Source organism: Myroides odoratus, assembly GCF_001549985.1.
Lineage (GTDB): Bacteria > Bacteroidota > Bacteroidia > Flavobacteriales > Flavobacteriaceae > Flavobacterium > Flavobacterium odoratum_A.
The window spans coordinates 228,760-243,712 of sequence record NZ_LROZ01000001.1 but is presented as its reverse complement, the minus strand read 5'-3'; the positions used below and the strand labels follow the sequence as shown (position 1 = coordinate 243,712).

General features: G+C 35.5%; 8 protein-coding genes and 2 tRNA genes. 3 read left to right on the top strand and 7 right to left on the bottom strand.

Annotated elements, in window-relative coordinates:
* Positions 1–2 precede the first annotated feature (2 nt).
* From AWV75_RS01160 to AWV75_RS01135, 6 genes are all read right to left on the bottom strand, one after another.
* Entirely contained in the window at positions 3–3,119 is a 3,117-nt protein-coding gene (locus tag AWV75_RS01160; protein WP_060872984.1) for a SusC/RagA family TonB-linked outer membrane protein, read from the bottom strand.
* A 570-nt stretch (positions 3,120–3,689) separates the two neighbouring features.
* Complete coding sequence (locus AWV75_RS01155) at positions 3,690–4,505, bottom strand: hypothetical protein (RefSeq protein ID WP_060872633.1); 816 nt, start codon at positions 4,503–4,505, stop codon at positions 3,690–3,692.
* Between the two features lie 300 nt (positions 4,506–4,805).
* Positions 4,806–4,891 (bottom strand) — tRNA-Leu (locus AWV75_RS01150).
* Positions 4,892–4,909: 18 nt separating this feature from the next.
* Positions 4,910–4,982: transfer RNA gene (locus AWV75_RS01145), tRNA-Gly, on the bottom strand.
* Between the two features lie 209 nt (positions 4,983–5,191).
* Positions 5,192–7,792, bottom strand: coding sequence for a DNA mismatch repair protein MutS (gene mutS / locus AWV75_RS01140; protein ID WP_060872632.1), 2,601 nt, complete (start codon positions 7,790–7,792; stop codon positions 5,192–5,194).
* Between the two features lie 78 nt (positions 7,793–7,870).
* Positions 7,871–8,383 (bottom strand): FUSC family protein, encoded by a 513-nt coding sequence (locus AWV75_RS01135; RefSeq protein WP_060872631.1) that lies wholly within the window; start codon positions 8,381–8,383, stop codon positions 7,871–7,873.
* 200 nt (positions 8,384–8,583) lie between these two features.
* Between AWV75_RS01135 and AWV75_RS01130 the strand changes: the two genes are divergently transcribed.
* Positions 8,584–9,111 (top strand): RNA methyltransferase, encoded by a 528-nt coding sequence (locus AWV75_RS01130; protein ID WP_060872630.1) that lies wholly within the window; start codon positions 8,584–8,586, stop codon positions 9,109–9,111.
* 44 nt (positions 9,112–9,155) lie between these two features.
* On the opposite strand, the gene folK is transcribed toward AWV75_RS01130, so the two are convergent.
* On the bottom strand, positions 9,156–10,292 hold the full coding sequence (folK, locus tag AWV75_RS01125) for a 2-amino-4-hydroxy-6-hydroxymethyldihydropteridine diphosphokinase (protein WP_060872629.1): 1,137 nt from the start codon (positions 10,290–10,292) through the stop codon (positions 9,156–9,158).
* Between the two features lie 126 nt (positions 10,293–10,418).
* Between folK and sppA the strand changes: the two genes are divergently transcribed.
* Together sppA and AWV75_RS01115 are read left to right on the top strand one after the other, a co-directional pair.
* Entirely contained in the window at positions 10,419–12,179 is a 1,761-nt protein-coding gene (gene sppA, locus AWV75_RS01120; RefSeq protein WP_060872628.1) for a signal peptide peptidase SppA, read from the top strand.
* A 90-nt stretch (positions 12,180–12,269) separates the two neighbouring features.
* Positions 12,270–14,912, top strand: coding sequence for an AsmA-like C-terminal region-containing protein (locus tag AWV75_RS01115; RefSeq protein ID WP_060872627.1), 2,643 nt, complete (start codon positions 12,270–12,272; stop codon positions 14,910–14,912).
* Positions 14,913–14,953 lie beyond the last annotated feature (41 nt).

Here is a 14,953-nt window from a genome sequence, read left to right as displayed (position 1 = left end):
TTTTAAAAATTAATATTTAATCCAACCGAAACGGTAGCAGATAAAGGAACGCGATAATTCGTTACGCCGTTAATTGCTTGTTCTGGATCAATTCCTTGATGGGATTGGAAGGTTAATAAATTTTCTCCTTGTACATATATTCTCGCTTGCTTGAGTTTGATTTTACTTAAACGATCGACAGGAAGGGAATATCCTATGGTTAGGGCTTTGAGGCGGAGATAATCATTTTTGTATAAAAATCGCGTTGAAGTTGCCGCAAAATTATTTGAAGCATTCAAGATGATTGGTATGTCTGTAACATCTCCTGGTTTTTGCCAACGATTTTCCAAATCGGGTGAACTTTGGTATCCTTTAGAGATTCCACCCATTAAGCTTGCATAATCATTGTCGTAGATATAACCGCCTAAACTAAAATTGAAAAAAGCACTGAAGTCAACGTTTTTATAAGACAAACTTGTATTGAATCCCCCCACAACTTTAGGCAAAGCCGATTGCTTGTAATAACGAGTCGCTTCATCATAATCTTTTGTCGTTTCTCGTCCCGTTACCTGTCCTTGAGTATCTAATACATCTTTGTACCACATTCCATATCCGTCATTTGGATCTACACCCGCCCATTCTCTAAGATAAAAGTCGTATAGTGAACGACCTTCTTCCCAACGGTTTAGTCCACTAATGAAACTATCTTGTGTCAACGATTTAATTTTGTTTCTATCTATAGAGAAGTTTAGAGATGTATCCCATTTCCAATCCTTTGTACGAAGAAGGTGGGTAGTCAAACTCACTTCTAATCCGTAGTTTTCAATCGTACCTGCATTGGATAGTAACTCAAGATTTCCTGTTGAAGGCGCTTGTGGAATGGCAAATAACAAATCAATAGAACGTTTTTTGTAGTAATCTACCGAACCTTCAAGGCGATTGTTAAACAAACTGAAATCAAGCCCAACATTGAAGGAAGCTGTTTTCTCCCAAGTTAAGTAAGGATCGGTTAAGTCTCCCAATATCACACCAGGGTTGTCTAATTGGTTATACCCTGTCTCAAATAATCTCAAATAAGGAAAATACTTGTCTTTTAGGTTGTTATTTCCTAATTCTCCATAAGAAACCCTCAGTTTAAGTAAGTCGATAGACGAAAGATTAGCTAGAAAATCTTCAGAAGAAACAATCCATGAACCTCCAACAGAATAAAAGTTTCCAGCCCTTACAGACTTATCAAAACGCGTACTTGAATCGCGTCTAAATGAACCTTCTAAAAAATAGGTATTGTTATAATCATAACTAACGCGTCCAAGATAGCTCGTTAAACGATCTTCTACCTCATATCCCTCAATGCTTTCTAAGGCTGTACCACTGCCAATTTCAGTATTTCCAGGTAGATATCCTGTAGAAGAAGCGCGAAATAAATCTTGTTTAAAACGATAAGCTTCAACAATCCCATCTGCTGTAAAATGATGATCACCTAAAACCTTGTCATAGTGTAACGCATTGATAAAGTTAATCGTTTCAGAAGTATCCTTTGCTTTTTGAACACGACCTTGCACGCTAGAGGCTTGTCCATATTGCGCATTGTTGTATTCTTTTACGTTGTAATCGTATTTTTCATAAGATAAATTAGATTTGAAATAGAGCCCTTCAGTCAAATCTACTTTAGCAAAACCATTCCAACTGAGTGAAGAACGTCGGTTCACTGTACTATTATTAAATAATATACCTACAGCATTTTCTCCACTCATAATCGGGCGAACACTATTAACGTCTTTACTTGAAGCATTGCCGTAGTCGTAAATTTTTCCTCCCGTAGGATCGTAAACCAATTGACCTTTGGCATCTCTTTTATATACAGGGTATACACTTGGCATAGCATAAATCCAATTCATTGGACTATACAAGTTGGTACCACTTTGAGTAGGGAAGTTTTGATTAGAGCTGGCATAAGCTGTGTTGGCTCCAACTTGTAACCAATCCGTAATTTGACTTTCTAGATTTAAACGAACTGTTGTGCGTTCAAAATTAGAAGTTTTAATCATGCCATCTTGGTTGAGGTAGTTGGCAGATAAGAAATAGGTCGTTCGATCACTTCCACCAGCAATATTAAAGTTGTATTCATTTCTAAATGCTTGATTGCGCTGTAGTTCTTTTTTCCAATTTGTTTCCCATAACAACGGATCCTTAACTGTCCAATTACCGTTATAATCCACAGGTTGATTGGTTCCAAAAGGATTATAACCAAAATAACTTACCAATCCATCAGATGCATTTTTTCGCGCAGTGGCTTCCTCTTGTCCCAATACATATTGGTAGTTGTTTTTTCTTCCTTCCCAAAGATAGGTAGTGTATTCTTCCGTATCCAATACGTTGTGTGTTTGGACTGCATCAAAGGCAACCCCAGAACTCAATTTAACTTGTACTTCAGGTTCACTGTTGCGTTTTCCCATTTTAGTTTTGATTAAAATAACCCCGTTAGAACCTCTAGAACCATATAGGGCCGTAGAGGAGGCGTCTTTTAGTATGTTGATGGCCTCAATCTGATCCGCACTTATCGAATTGAGATTTCCCGAATAGGGAGCTCCGTCTAAGATAATTAACGGATCTGCTGAGGCGTTAATAGAACCGATCCCGCGTACTCGTATTGTAGGGCTCTCACCAGGCTGAGAACTTGAATTGATGATGTTTACTCCAGCTACTGTTCCCTGAAGTGCGGTTACCACTGAAGTTGCTACTTGTTTGTCTAATACATCACTTTTGATTTGACTAATTGCCCCTACAACTGCTTTTTGTTTTTGTGTACCGTAAGCTACGATAACAACATCATCGAGATGAACCGCATCTTCGAGTAGGACAACATCAATAACATTTTGCTTGTTGACAGGAATGGATTGTGGTTTAAATCCGATATAATCGAAGTACAATATATCCCCTTCCTTGACAATGAGGCTATATCGTCCATTTAAATCTGTTTGCACCCCTTGTGTCGTGTTGGATACAAAAACCGAGACACCAGGTAGTGTATCTCCGTTCTGCTCACGTACTACACCTGTTACTGTTATTTGTTGGGCTAACGCTATATTGCATAGCAATAGCAAGCTACTTAGGAGTAGCCGAAGTTGAATACTTTTCATTTTCACTAAAAATTTGATTATTTTTAGCAGCATATCATGGACTATCGTTTTTTGCTGCTTAAAAAACGATACAAAAAAAAGGAGGCTCTACCAAAGCCTCCTTTTCTGTTTTGTAGAACAAAAAATAATAAAGCTTTGTTTCCGTTAAGACATACCCATCATTTCCATTTTCATAGCAAAAGGAGACCATAGGAGTTGCATGTTGTGTAGTGTCGAAAAAACGTTTATTATTTTCTGCATGTTATTTAATTTTTATCAGGAACAACAGTGCAAAGGTATGTTGTGGTTTTTTTATCTGCAAAAAATAATTAAATAAGGATAAAATAGCTTTAATTGGTGTTTTTGTTGGAAAATAAAACTTTTAAAAAAGATGAAATAGATTGAAAAAGAAAAATTTACTGTTTTAGTTTGAAAAGAGGAATAGGAAGTGTATTGTTTTTTCATCGTCTTCACTAGTTGGAATACCGGTTTAGAATAAAAAAAGCCTAATCTATAAGGAATAGATAGGCTGTTTATTTTTAATGATGATGAATATAAAGCACAAACGATACTAGTTTATGCCATATTCGATTAAGGCACTTCCTTCAGATATACTCTTACTTCATTAGATGTAGTTTTTATCCCCACCTCATAAGTTATCCCATTTTTTTCAAATTGATACGTATCTTTAAAAGGACTGGTATCGCTTATAGTTAAACATATTTCTCTGGTATTCATGTTATATAACATTACTTCATCAAAAACGGAGTCATGATAAGGTAATTTTTTCCATCCTAATGGAATGTCTTGAGGATCAAACCCATGATAGAAATTTAGTTTTACTTTTTGTCCTTTTGCCAAAAACTCTTTTCCTTTACCATCAAAAATATCAAATTCAATAAAATATAATTTTCCAGCTTTCCATAAAAAATCTCTTTCTGTTGTATTAACAACACTTCCAAAGTAATTAAACGTAAGTGGAACCACTATACTACCAATCCCTGTATTCATACTAGCATAGCTAGAAAGTAGCACATCTGTAGCCGCAACAAAATTTCCGTATTTGTACCCATTAGCTGTCAAATTGGGCGAATAATATCGGCCAGAGAATAAATTATAATTACCAAAATTTGGCCAGAATACTTCACCATAAGGATCTTCATCATATGAACCATAACTAACATAAGGTGTTATTTTGAAGTCAAAATAAGTGTCATTATCAAAAAAATAGGTAATTAGATTCCCCTTATATTGCCCATTTGCATCATAATCAAAAGGAGATTCGTATCCAATATTGGCGTCTATCGTTTCAATCTCTTTATTTAGCTGGGTAGAGCCTACTAAATTATCTTCTTTCGAACAAGAAAAAAGAGCAAAGGCTAGGCCTAGAATTAAAATTTTTTTCATGCTATATAAATTTTACTTATTGGTTTTAACCGAAATTAACGATTAAAAATTAGTAAAGCTTACAGCTAAATAGCACTAAATGTTAATGTCTGCTATTTGTGACAAGTTGAAAAGGTCTGTAAAACTATTCTCCTTCACCTAAAAAAGTTAAATAACCCTCTAGTTAGTAGAAAAGTGAAAATATAGAGAGTATCAAAAAACAAAATGACTTCTATGTATGGAACTATTGGGACAGCTATTTTCTCTTAAAGAAGTAATTTAATTCAAAAAAAAGTCCCAAGCGTTAACTTGGGACTTTTGTACTCGAGGCGGGACTTGAACCCGCACGAACATTACTGTTCACTGGATTTTAAGTCCAGCGTGTCTACCACTTCCACCACTCGAGCGTTATTAAATTACTTTCGAGCGAAAAACGGGGTTCGAACCCGCGACCTCAACCTTGGCAAGGTTGCGCTCTACCAACTGAGCTATTTTCGCAAGCGTTTATCTGATCGTGCATTATTTCTGTAATGCGAGTGCAAATGTAGAACATTTTTTTACTTGTGCAAATATGCAAATACAATATTTTTCACTGTTTTTTTTAAGCATTTGGCAGTCAGTGAATAATCAGGTAAATTATTTTTTAAAAAAATCGACTTACCCCTTTGAGTAAGTCGAATATCTTGTGTTTTTACTATCTTTTTTATTTATTGAATCATCTTTTTGAGTTCATGTAATTTCATCAAAGCCTCTACTGGTGTTAAGGTATTGATGTCAATGACGGATAATTCATCTTTCAAACTACTGAGTAAAGGATCATCAATATTGAAAATACTCAATTGTAAATCTTGTTCTACAGGTTTAAGTTGGATATCTCCATCTTTGTGATGCGTTTTTTCCAATTGCTTCAGCATTTTTTGTGCACGGTTAATAACAATTTGAGGCATACCGGCCATCTTAGCCACGTGTATACCAAAACTATGCGCACTTCCACCTGGAATTAGTTTTCGAATAAACAAAACGTTGTCTTTGAGTTCTTTAACTGATACGTTGTAGTTTTTGACTCCTTCGAAATGCTCTTGCATATCATTTAATTCATGATAGTGCGTCGCAAATAAGGTTTTCGGTTTGGAAGGATGTTGATGTAAAAATTCAGCAATGGCCCAAGCGATTGAAATACCATCATATGTACTCGTTCCACGGCCAATTTCATCGAGTAAAACTAAACTGCGATCAGAAATATTATTTAAAATAGAGGCCGTTTCGTTCATCTCAACCATAAAGGTAGATTCACCCATAGAAATATTATCAGAAGCGCCTACACGAGTGAATATTTTATCTACAATTCCCATGCGAACAGCTGCTGCAGGTACAAAACACCCCATTTGAGCCAATAGGACAATTAAAGCTGTTTGGCGCAAAATAGCAGATTTTCCCGACATATTAGGCCCTGTAATCATAATGATTTGCTGGGTAGAATTATTTAAAAATACATCGTTGGTGATGTAAGGTTTATCAAAAGGTAATTGTTTTTCAATTACAGGATGGCGGCCATCTTTAATCTCTAAGTCGTAGCTATCATCAAGTACTGGACGTACATAATTGTTTTCCAATGCCAATTGAGCGAAGGAAGATAAGCAGTCTAATTGAGCTACTAAATGAGCATTTAATTGTACTGGTTGGATGTATTGCCCACACCATTGAACAAATTCATCGTAAATCTGGCCTTCAAGCTGACTGATTTTTTCTTCAGCACCTAAGATTTTATTTTCATACGCTTTTAGCTCTTCAGTAATGTAGCGTTCTGCATTGACTAGGGTTTGTTTGCGGATCCAGGCTGCAGGTACCTTGTCTTTGTGTGTATTGCGCACTTCAATGTAATACCCAAATACATTGTTGAAAGCGATTTTTAACGAAGGAATACTCGTTTGTTGGCTCTCTCTTTGTTCCATTTCATCGAGGTAGCTTTTACCTGTCGATGATATATTGCGCAATTCATCTAATTCTTCATTAATGCCAAAAGCAATGGCATTTCCTTTGCTAATGGCTACAGGAGCATCCGGATGAATTGTTTGAGCAATACGCTCTCGCAATAAACCACAATCATGTAGTTGATCCCCAATAATTTTCAAGGAATCATTTTTGCTTTTTAACGCTTGTTCTTTTAAAGGGATAATAGCATCCAAGGATTCTTTTAAAAATAAAAGCTCGCGCGGAGATACTTTCCCCGTTGCAATTTTAGAGGTTAATCGCTCTAAATCGGATATCTTTTTAATCTGTCCTTGAAAAAAGGCAAGTGTATCTTGTTTCTGTGTAAGTAACTCTACAATTTCATGGCGTTCTACAATGCTTTTCTTCTTTTTTAAAGGAAGTGCCAACCAGCGTTTGAGTAACCTTCCTCCCATAGGAGATAAGGTTTTATCAATCACATCCAATAGGGTAATGGCATTGAAATTACTGCTTTGGTAAAGCTCTAAATTTCGAATAGTAAAGCGATCCATCCACACATATGCATCTTCTGCTATGCGCTGAATGTTTGAAATATGTTTGATTCGCGTGTGTTGGGTCTCTGAAAGATAATGTAATACCGCACCACATGCAATAATACCATCAGTTAAATCTTCAATACCGAATCCTTTTAATGAATTGGTTTGGAAGTGTTTGGTTAAGGATTCAAATGCAAAGTCTTCTTTGAAAACCCAATCATCCAAAAAGAAGAGATTATAGGCAGAACTAAATTGCTGTTGAAAGGTAACTTTGTTGCTTTTTTGCACTAAAATCTCACTGGGATTGAAGTTTTGCAAAAGCTTATCGATGTATTCCGCATCTCCCTCTGATGTGAAAAACTCACCTGTTGATACATCCAAAAAAGCGATACCTAATGCTTTTTTTGTAAAGTGAACCGCACACAAAAAGTTGTTGGATTTGGATTGTAGTACTTCATCATTCAAGGCAACACCTGGGGTTACCAATTCTGTAACTCCTCTTTTTACAATCGTTTTCGTCATTTTAGGATCTTCCAACTGATCACATATTGCAACGCGAAGTCCTGCTTTGACTAATTTGGGTAAATAAACATTAATGGAGTGATGAGGAAATCCTGCTAACTCTGTTTCACTAGACGATCCAGCGCCACGTTTGGTTAGGGTAATGCCTAAAATCTGAGCCGTACGAATAGCATCCTCTCCAAAAGTTTCATAAAAATCTCCTACGCGAAACAACAAACAAGCATCTGGATATTTAGCCTTTATGTCATTGTATTGCTTCATTAACGGAGTTTCTTTTGTCGCTTTTTCTTTCGCAGCCATATTTTGTGTTTTTAGGTATTTAGACGAAGTTACAAATATACAGTAAGATTAGTGAGATAGCTAAAACAGAAAGATTTTTTACGATAAAGGAAGGTCGTAATAGCGCTTCAATCGACGAATCGGAATGGAGGTAAAAATAACAATGAGTAAGCCAATCAAACATCCAATGGTAACGGCTAAAAATCGCCATAAAGGAGTCATTTCTGTCAAACCTGAAATAGGTTGTACTAATATGATGACTAAGGAAACCAGAGCCACGCGTGCCATATTAAGAATTTTAAAGAAATAACAAATCAAGATGGTCAACAGGATACCAAATAAAATAACAACTAAGTTAGGGGTGTGTAGTTCTAAGCAAATTAAACCAACAACAGAACCAACTAAGTTAGATTTAAACCGCTCAATAGATAGCTTTTTAGAATTTTGCCCCTCTGGTGAAATCACTAAAATAATCGAAATAATCGTCCACAAAGTTTCGTGATCCTCAAAGTAAATATAAAAATAATAGCCGATGCAGAAACCAAGAAGACAACGAACAGTATAAATGAAAACGGCAGAGGTAATTACTTTTTTGATTAATTCGTGAAACATATTCAAATTTTAGCCTACAAAAATATTGAACTTCAAAAGGTTTAACAATTAAACGATATGAAAGATTAGTTAAAAATATAGCCTTATTTACATTGGATGGAAAGAAGGAAGGAAGGTGAATCTGTTTTTAATTTTCATGGATTAAATATTGGTCTAGTATTAGTATAATCAATATTTTTGCAGAAATATAGCCCATTATTATGCGAAAATTAGCCAATAGTGAATTAGATAGAAAGAGTGTTGACGAGTTTAAAACATCAGATAAAACACCGATTATTGTTGTATTAGATGATGTAAGAAGTTTACATAACATCGGATCTGTTTTTAGAACGTGTGATGCTTTTTTGGTAGAAAAAGTGTATTTATGCGGAATTACAGCAACACCACCCAATAAAGAAATACATAAAACAGCGCTTGGAGCAACAGAAACCGTAGCCTGGGAATATGTTAAAGATGTCATTGAGGTTGTCAAACGATTGAAGGAAGAAGGAGTTTCTGTTCAAGCTATTGAACAAGTAGAAAATAGTGTGATGTTGAACGATTTTCAAATTGAAGACGGACAAAAATACGCGTTAGTATTCGGAAATGAAGTAAAAGGAGTTTCTCAAGGGGTAGTAGATTTGAGTGATGGAGTAATTGAAATACCACAAATCGGAACGAAACATTCCTTGAATATAGCGGTAAGTACTGGAATTGTTATTTGGGATTTATTTCAGCAAATGCAATAAAAATAAAAAAGCTCCAATAAACAAAAGGTTATTGGAGCTTTTTTTTATGTTGTCAATTTGGTTTCAATCTGATTTAGGATTTGAATATAATCCGCTTGATTGGCTACAAAGTCTAAGTCTGAGATATCAATGACCAATACTTTTTCTGCCGGTAGGGTCTTCATGAAATTGAAATAGCCCTGGGTAACTTTATCTAGGTATTGTCCGGAGATATCATTTTCATAGGATCGCCCTCTCTTCTGAATATTCTCTAATAAACGATCGGTATTCTGATAGAGGAAAACATATAAATCTGGTTTTGGAGTTTCTTTATACATGATATCAAACACTTGTTGATACAAGCGAAATTCATCTTCCTCCAAGGTAATTTGAGCAAAAATCAAGGATTTGAAAATATAATAATCTGCAATGATAAACTCTTTGAACAAATCAAATTGAGCTAAATCATCAGCAAGTTGAGCATAGCGGTCCGCTAAGAAAGACATTTCTAAAGGAAATGCATAACGCTTGGCATCTTCATAAAATTTAGGAAGAAAAGGATTGTCAGCAAAACCTTCAAAAATACTTTTAGCATTAAAATCTTCCGCAATGCGATGTGTCAACGTTGTTTTACCTGCTCCAATATTTCCTTCAATAGCTACGAAATTTAATTTGCGTAAGGGATGATCTTGTAAAGGGGTAGATAACACTTCTACTTGTTTGAATGTCGTTTGATCCGTGCAATCTTGTACTAACTGTTGACAGCTCTTTTTAAGTATAGGGTGAACCCAGTCCAATTGTAAATCAGCCATAGGTTGTAATACAAAAAGACGGTCTTGCATCAACGGATGAGGAACCACCAGATTGGGCTCTTGGATAATTGCCTCGTTGAAAGCAATAATATCAATATCAATAGTTCGCGCAGCATAGCCCACCTGTTGGTGACGAATGCGACCTAATGTTTTTTCTGCTTCTAAGATTTTAGCAATAGCTGTTTGTGCATCTAAAAGGGTATGAAGAACTAAGGCACAGTTAAAAAATGGCTCACTTTCAAAACCCCATGCAGGAAATTCGTAAATAGGAGAAACGGTAATAACGGTTCCTATTTCGTTGTTTATCAGTTCTATAGCTTTATTAAGGTTTGCTTTTTTGTCGCCTTGATTGGTTCCAAGGGATAAAACCAGCGTATTTTGCGTATTCATGAGACAAAAGTAAGTAAAAGAAATTTTAATTAATGCTAACTTTGTAGGAGATATTGAATGAAAATAAAATACTTATTTTGTAACATTTGTTCGATAGCGTATACTAATCCAGTAAAATAGAATACTATGAAGTTTTTAAGAAATTTATTAGCAACATTACTAGGACTGTTCATCTTTTTTGGTTTGTTGTTTTTTGGTTTGATTGTCTTTGCTGCTGTAGCTGGAAGCTCAGATAAAGTAATCGTTAAGAATAATTCCGTTCTTAATTTAGATTTATCAACCGTTCAATATGATTACGGTGGAAAGTTTAGTTATAAAGATTTCAACTTTAGCGACGAAAGTAAAGACGGTGTTTCGAATGTGTTGATGGCAATAGAACAAGCGAAAGAGGATGATCGCATCAAAGGAATTTCATTGCTCAATAATGTTTCTTCTTTGGGGTTTGTACAACGTAGAGAAATCAGAGAAAAATTAGAAGACTTCAAACAAAGTGGAAAATTTGTCGTGTCTTATGCAGATACGTTTTCGCAAGGAGAATATTACCTGAGTTCTGTTGCAGATACAGTATACGTTAACCCAGTAGGAGGGGTTGATTTTCGTGGGTTATCAACAGAAATCTTATATCTAAAAGGATTGCAAGATCAAACGGGGGTTCACATGGAAGTGATTCGCCACGGAAAATATAAAAGTGCGGTGGAACCTTATTTAGAAAAACAAATGAGTGAAGCCAACAGAGAACAAATTACGGTTTTCTTGAATTCTATTTGGGGAACCTTGGTAAACGATATTTCGAAAAGTAGAAATATTTCTGTAGATAGTTTAAATGCTATTGCAACGAACTTGGCGGCTCGAACACCAGAAAGAGCATTGCAAGTAAAATTGGTAGATAAAGTAGCGTATGAAGATGAGTATCACGCTGGAATTAAAAAAGCATTAGACGTCGCACAGGATAAAGAATACAACAAAATAGATGTATTGGAATATATTAAAGCAGGTGCACCAAGTACGAAAAAAGCAACAACAGATCAAATTGCTGTTATTTACGCACAAGGACAAATCTTGAACGGTGAAGGAAATGTGAGCTTTATTGGAGAAGGATCTGTGAATAGAGCGTTGAGAAAAGCGCGTCAGAATGATAAAGTAAAAGCGATTGTCTTACGTGTAAATAGTCCAGGGGGGAGTGCTTTAACCTCAGAGTTAATTTGGAGAGAAATCGAATTGACGAAAAAAGTAAAACCAGTGATTGTTTCTATGGGAGATTTAGCCGCTTCAGGGGGGTATTATATTTCTTGTGGTGCTGATCGTATTTTTGCTGATCCAGCAACGATTACGGGATCGATTGGAGTATTTGGTATGTTGCCAAACTTTAGCACCTTAGCAACTAAATATGGCGTGAATGCGGAACAAGTAAAAACACACCAAAATGCAGCTTCGTATAGCCCATTCAGAAAAGTTGACGAATCGTTTAAAACGGAAGTAACAGAAAGCATTGAGTTTATCTATGAAACATTTGTGAATCGTGTAGCAGCAGGTCGTAATATGACCTTTGAACAAGTAGATGAAATTGCACAAGGACGTGTTTGGACTGGAGTCGATGCTTTACAAAAAGGATTAGTGGATGAATTAGGAGGGTTGGATGCAGCGATTGCTTATGCAGCAAATAAAGTTGAAATCGAAGAGTATAACGTAGTGAGTTATCCAGAATATGAATTAAAATTCAATGATTTATTGCGCAATTTCTTAGGAGCCTCAATCATGCAAACACAAGATGAATTGCTGAAAGAAAAAATCGGACAAGAGAATTTTGAAATGATGGAACGATTAAACTACTTTAATTCACTAAAAGGAGCACAGGCAATCATGCCTTTCGAAATTAAGATTCAATAGGTTAAGATTTACCTAATATAAGGAAAGAGTCAACTCATATCATTTGAGTTGACTCTTTTTTTTGTTATTTTGTATGAAAATTAAATGACTATGAAGAAAAAAGTTGGATTATGGATTGGTGGAATTGTATTGGGAATTTTCCTATTACTACTCGCTGCTCCATTTTTATTTAAAGGAAAAATTCAAGATTTAGTGCTCAAAACAATCAATGATAACCTAACTGCAACGGTGTCTTTTGATAAAGTAAATTTGAGTTTATTGAAGAATTTTCCGAAAGCAACCGTGACTATTGACGGGTTGACAATCGTCAATACCGAACCTTTTCAAGGGGATACACTATTACATGCACAGACGATCGGATTGCAAATGTCAGTCATGGAATTGTTCAATGGAGCCGATAAGCCAATGAATATCGAAGAAATCTTACTTAAAGATGCCGCGATTAATGTCTTAGTGAATGAACAAGGTATTGCCAACTATGACATTGCCCTGAAAGATGAGGAAGATAAAGATGAGGAGGAAGATAAAGAGGATAAACCATTTTCTCTGGCCTTGCAACATTATCAAATTGAAAATACCAAAATTACCTATACTGATTTAAGCTCAAAAATGCAGTTTATTATTGATGAGTTTAATCATGAGGGAAAAGGAAATTTAACGGCTAATATTTTAGATTTAGATACGAAATCAAAAGCAAAGGTTTCTTTTGTGATGGATGGAACTTCATTTTTGAACCAAGTACAGCTATCTTTGGATGCGATGATTGGTATGGATATGGATCAACAGATTTATACCTTCAAAGAGAATAAAGCATTGATTAATCAATTGCCTTTGCAATTTGATGGAAAAGTTCAATTGTTAGAAGAAGGACAGGCTTTTGATTTGTCATTTGCTACACCAGATTCAGATTTTAAAAACTTTTTAGGTTTAATACCTGAAGCCTATGCCGGAGGATTGAAAGGGGTAACAACAACAGGTGAATTTAAAGTAAAAGGGCAAGTGAAAGGAAATTTAACGGAAACGACTATCCCTACACTAGCGATTGAAATGGCAGCAAATAAAGCGTCTTTCAAATATCCTGATTTGCCTAAAGCAGTGGAGCAAATTGTTCTTGATATGCAGGTTATAAATAAAACGGGGCTAATGAAAGATACTTATGTTGATTTGAATAAGCTGTCGTTTAAAATTGATCAAGATGTCTTCCATGCAAGTGCCAATATTAAAAATATTACAGAGAATCCTATCGTAGATGCTAAGTTGAATGGAGTAATTAATTTAGCCAATGTCACAAAAGCATATCCAGTACAGATGGATGTTCCGTTAACGGGAATTTTGAAAGCCAATGTAACCACGAATTTTGATATGAATTCCGTAGAGAAGAGTCAGTATCAAAATATTAAAAACGCAGGAGATATTAGCTTGACGAATTTCCATTTTGCTTCGGACGCCATGGCGAAGCCATTGGATATCAAAGAAGCGGCTATTACGTTTAATCCGAATTATGTCAGCTTGAATAAGTTTGTTTTAGTTACGGGGCAAACTGACGTCGCTGCAGATGGACGTTTGGATAATTTGTATGGATTCTTATTCAACAAACAAACCTTAAAAGGAAACTTTAATGTTCGTTCTACGAATTTTATTCTAGCGGATTTATTAAAAGAGGATACACCTAAAGCAACAGAGCAAACAAAAGAGGAGAAAGCACCTGCGGGCAAAGCAGCAGAATCCCTAAAAATACCTGCTTTCTTAGATTGTACGTTAAATGCAGATGCAAAAACCGTGGTCTATGATAATCTAACGTTGAAAAATGTAAAAGGTCGTCTTATCGTAAAAGACGAGACAGCACGCTTGGAAAATATGACAACGGATATTTTCGGAGGGAAATTGTTATTTGCTGGGGATGTATCAACCAAAGGTACACAACCTAAGTTTGCTATGGATTTAGGACTGAAAACACTAGATATTAAAGAGACATTTACCCAATTTGAGTTCTTGAAAAAAATTGCACCTATAGCGGGAATTATTGCAGGAAATATTAATGCCAATATCAAATTAGATGGTCAACTTGCAAGCAGTGATTTTTCACCAATTATGAATACGCTTTCTGGTGATCTTACCGGAGATATTTTAAATTCACAGGTGAATGTAGCAAATTCAAAGTTACTATCTTCTTTAGATTCAGCAGTTAAATTTGTGGATTTAAGTAAACTCGATTTGAACAATAAGCGCATTCACCTGAAGTTCAAAGATGGTAAAGTACAAGTTTCTCCTTTTGATTTCAAAGTGAAAGACATGAATGTTCAAGTTTCTGGAGAACATGGATTTGATCAACAAATGAATTATACGTTAGATTTTAAAGTACCTGCTAAAATGCTAGGTTCTGATGTAGCGAATTTATTGGCAAAATTAAGTCCACAAGAAAGTGCTAAATATGATGCAATTCCTGTAAAAGTAGGATTGACGGGTGATTTTAGTGCACCAAAGGTAGGGACGAATATGAATGAAGTTGTGACGAATCTTACCAAACAAATAGCAGAAGATCAGGCAAACAAATACCTTGACAAAGGAAAAGATGCATTGAAAGATCTCTTGACTGGTGGAAATAAAGGCAAAGAAAATGCCAATGGAGAATCCACTCCTGAAAGTGAGAACAAGAAAAAAGAAGCCGAAGAAACGGTGGAGAAAATAGGAAAGGGATTGAAAGATCTTTTCGGCAAAAAGAAAAGTGAATAACAAAAAAAAGGAAGCTGTACAGCTTCCTTTTTTTATTCAAT

What these genes read in the sequence shown, in the direction of transcription:
- AWV75_RS01130 (WP_060872630.1), top strand. Translation starts at nt 8,584, where the DNA reads ATGCGAAAATTAGCCAATAGTGAATTAGATAGAAAGAGTGTTGACGAG.
- AWV75_RS01135 (WP_060872631.1), bottom strand. Translation starts at nt 8,383, where the DNA reads ATGTTTCACGAATTAATCAAAAAAGTAATTACCTCTGCCGTTTTCATT.
- mutS (WP_060872632.1), bottom strand. Translation starts at nt 7,792, where the DNA reads ATGGCTGCGAAAGAAAAAGCGACAAAAGAAACTCCGTTAATGAAGCAA.
- AWV75_RS01160 (WP_060872984.1), bottom strand. Translation starts at nt 3,119, where the DNA reads ATGAAAAGTATTCAACTTCGGCTACTCCTAAGTAGCTTGCTATTGCTA.
- sppA (WP_060872628.1), top strand. Translation starts at nt 10,419, where the DNA reads ATGAAGTTTTTAAGAAATTTATTAGCAACATTACTAGGACTGTTCATC.
- AWV75_RS01115 (WP_060872627.1), top strand. Translation starts at nt 12,270, where the DNA reads ATGAAGAAAAAAGTTGGATTATGGATTGGTGGAATTGTATTGGGAATT.
- folK (WP_060872629.1), bottom strand. Translation starts at nt 10,292, where the DNA reads ATGAATACGCAAAATACGCTGGTTTTATCCCTTGGAACCAATCAAGGC.
- AWV75_RS01155 (WP_060872633.1), bottom strand. Translation starts at nt 4,505, where the DNA reads ATGAAAAAAATTTTAATTCTAGGCCTAGCCTTTGCTCTTTTTTCTTGT.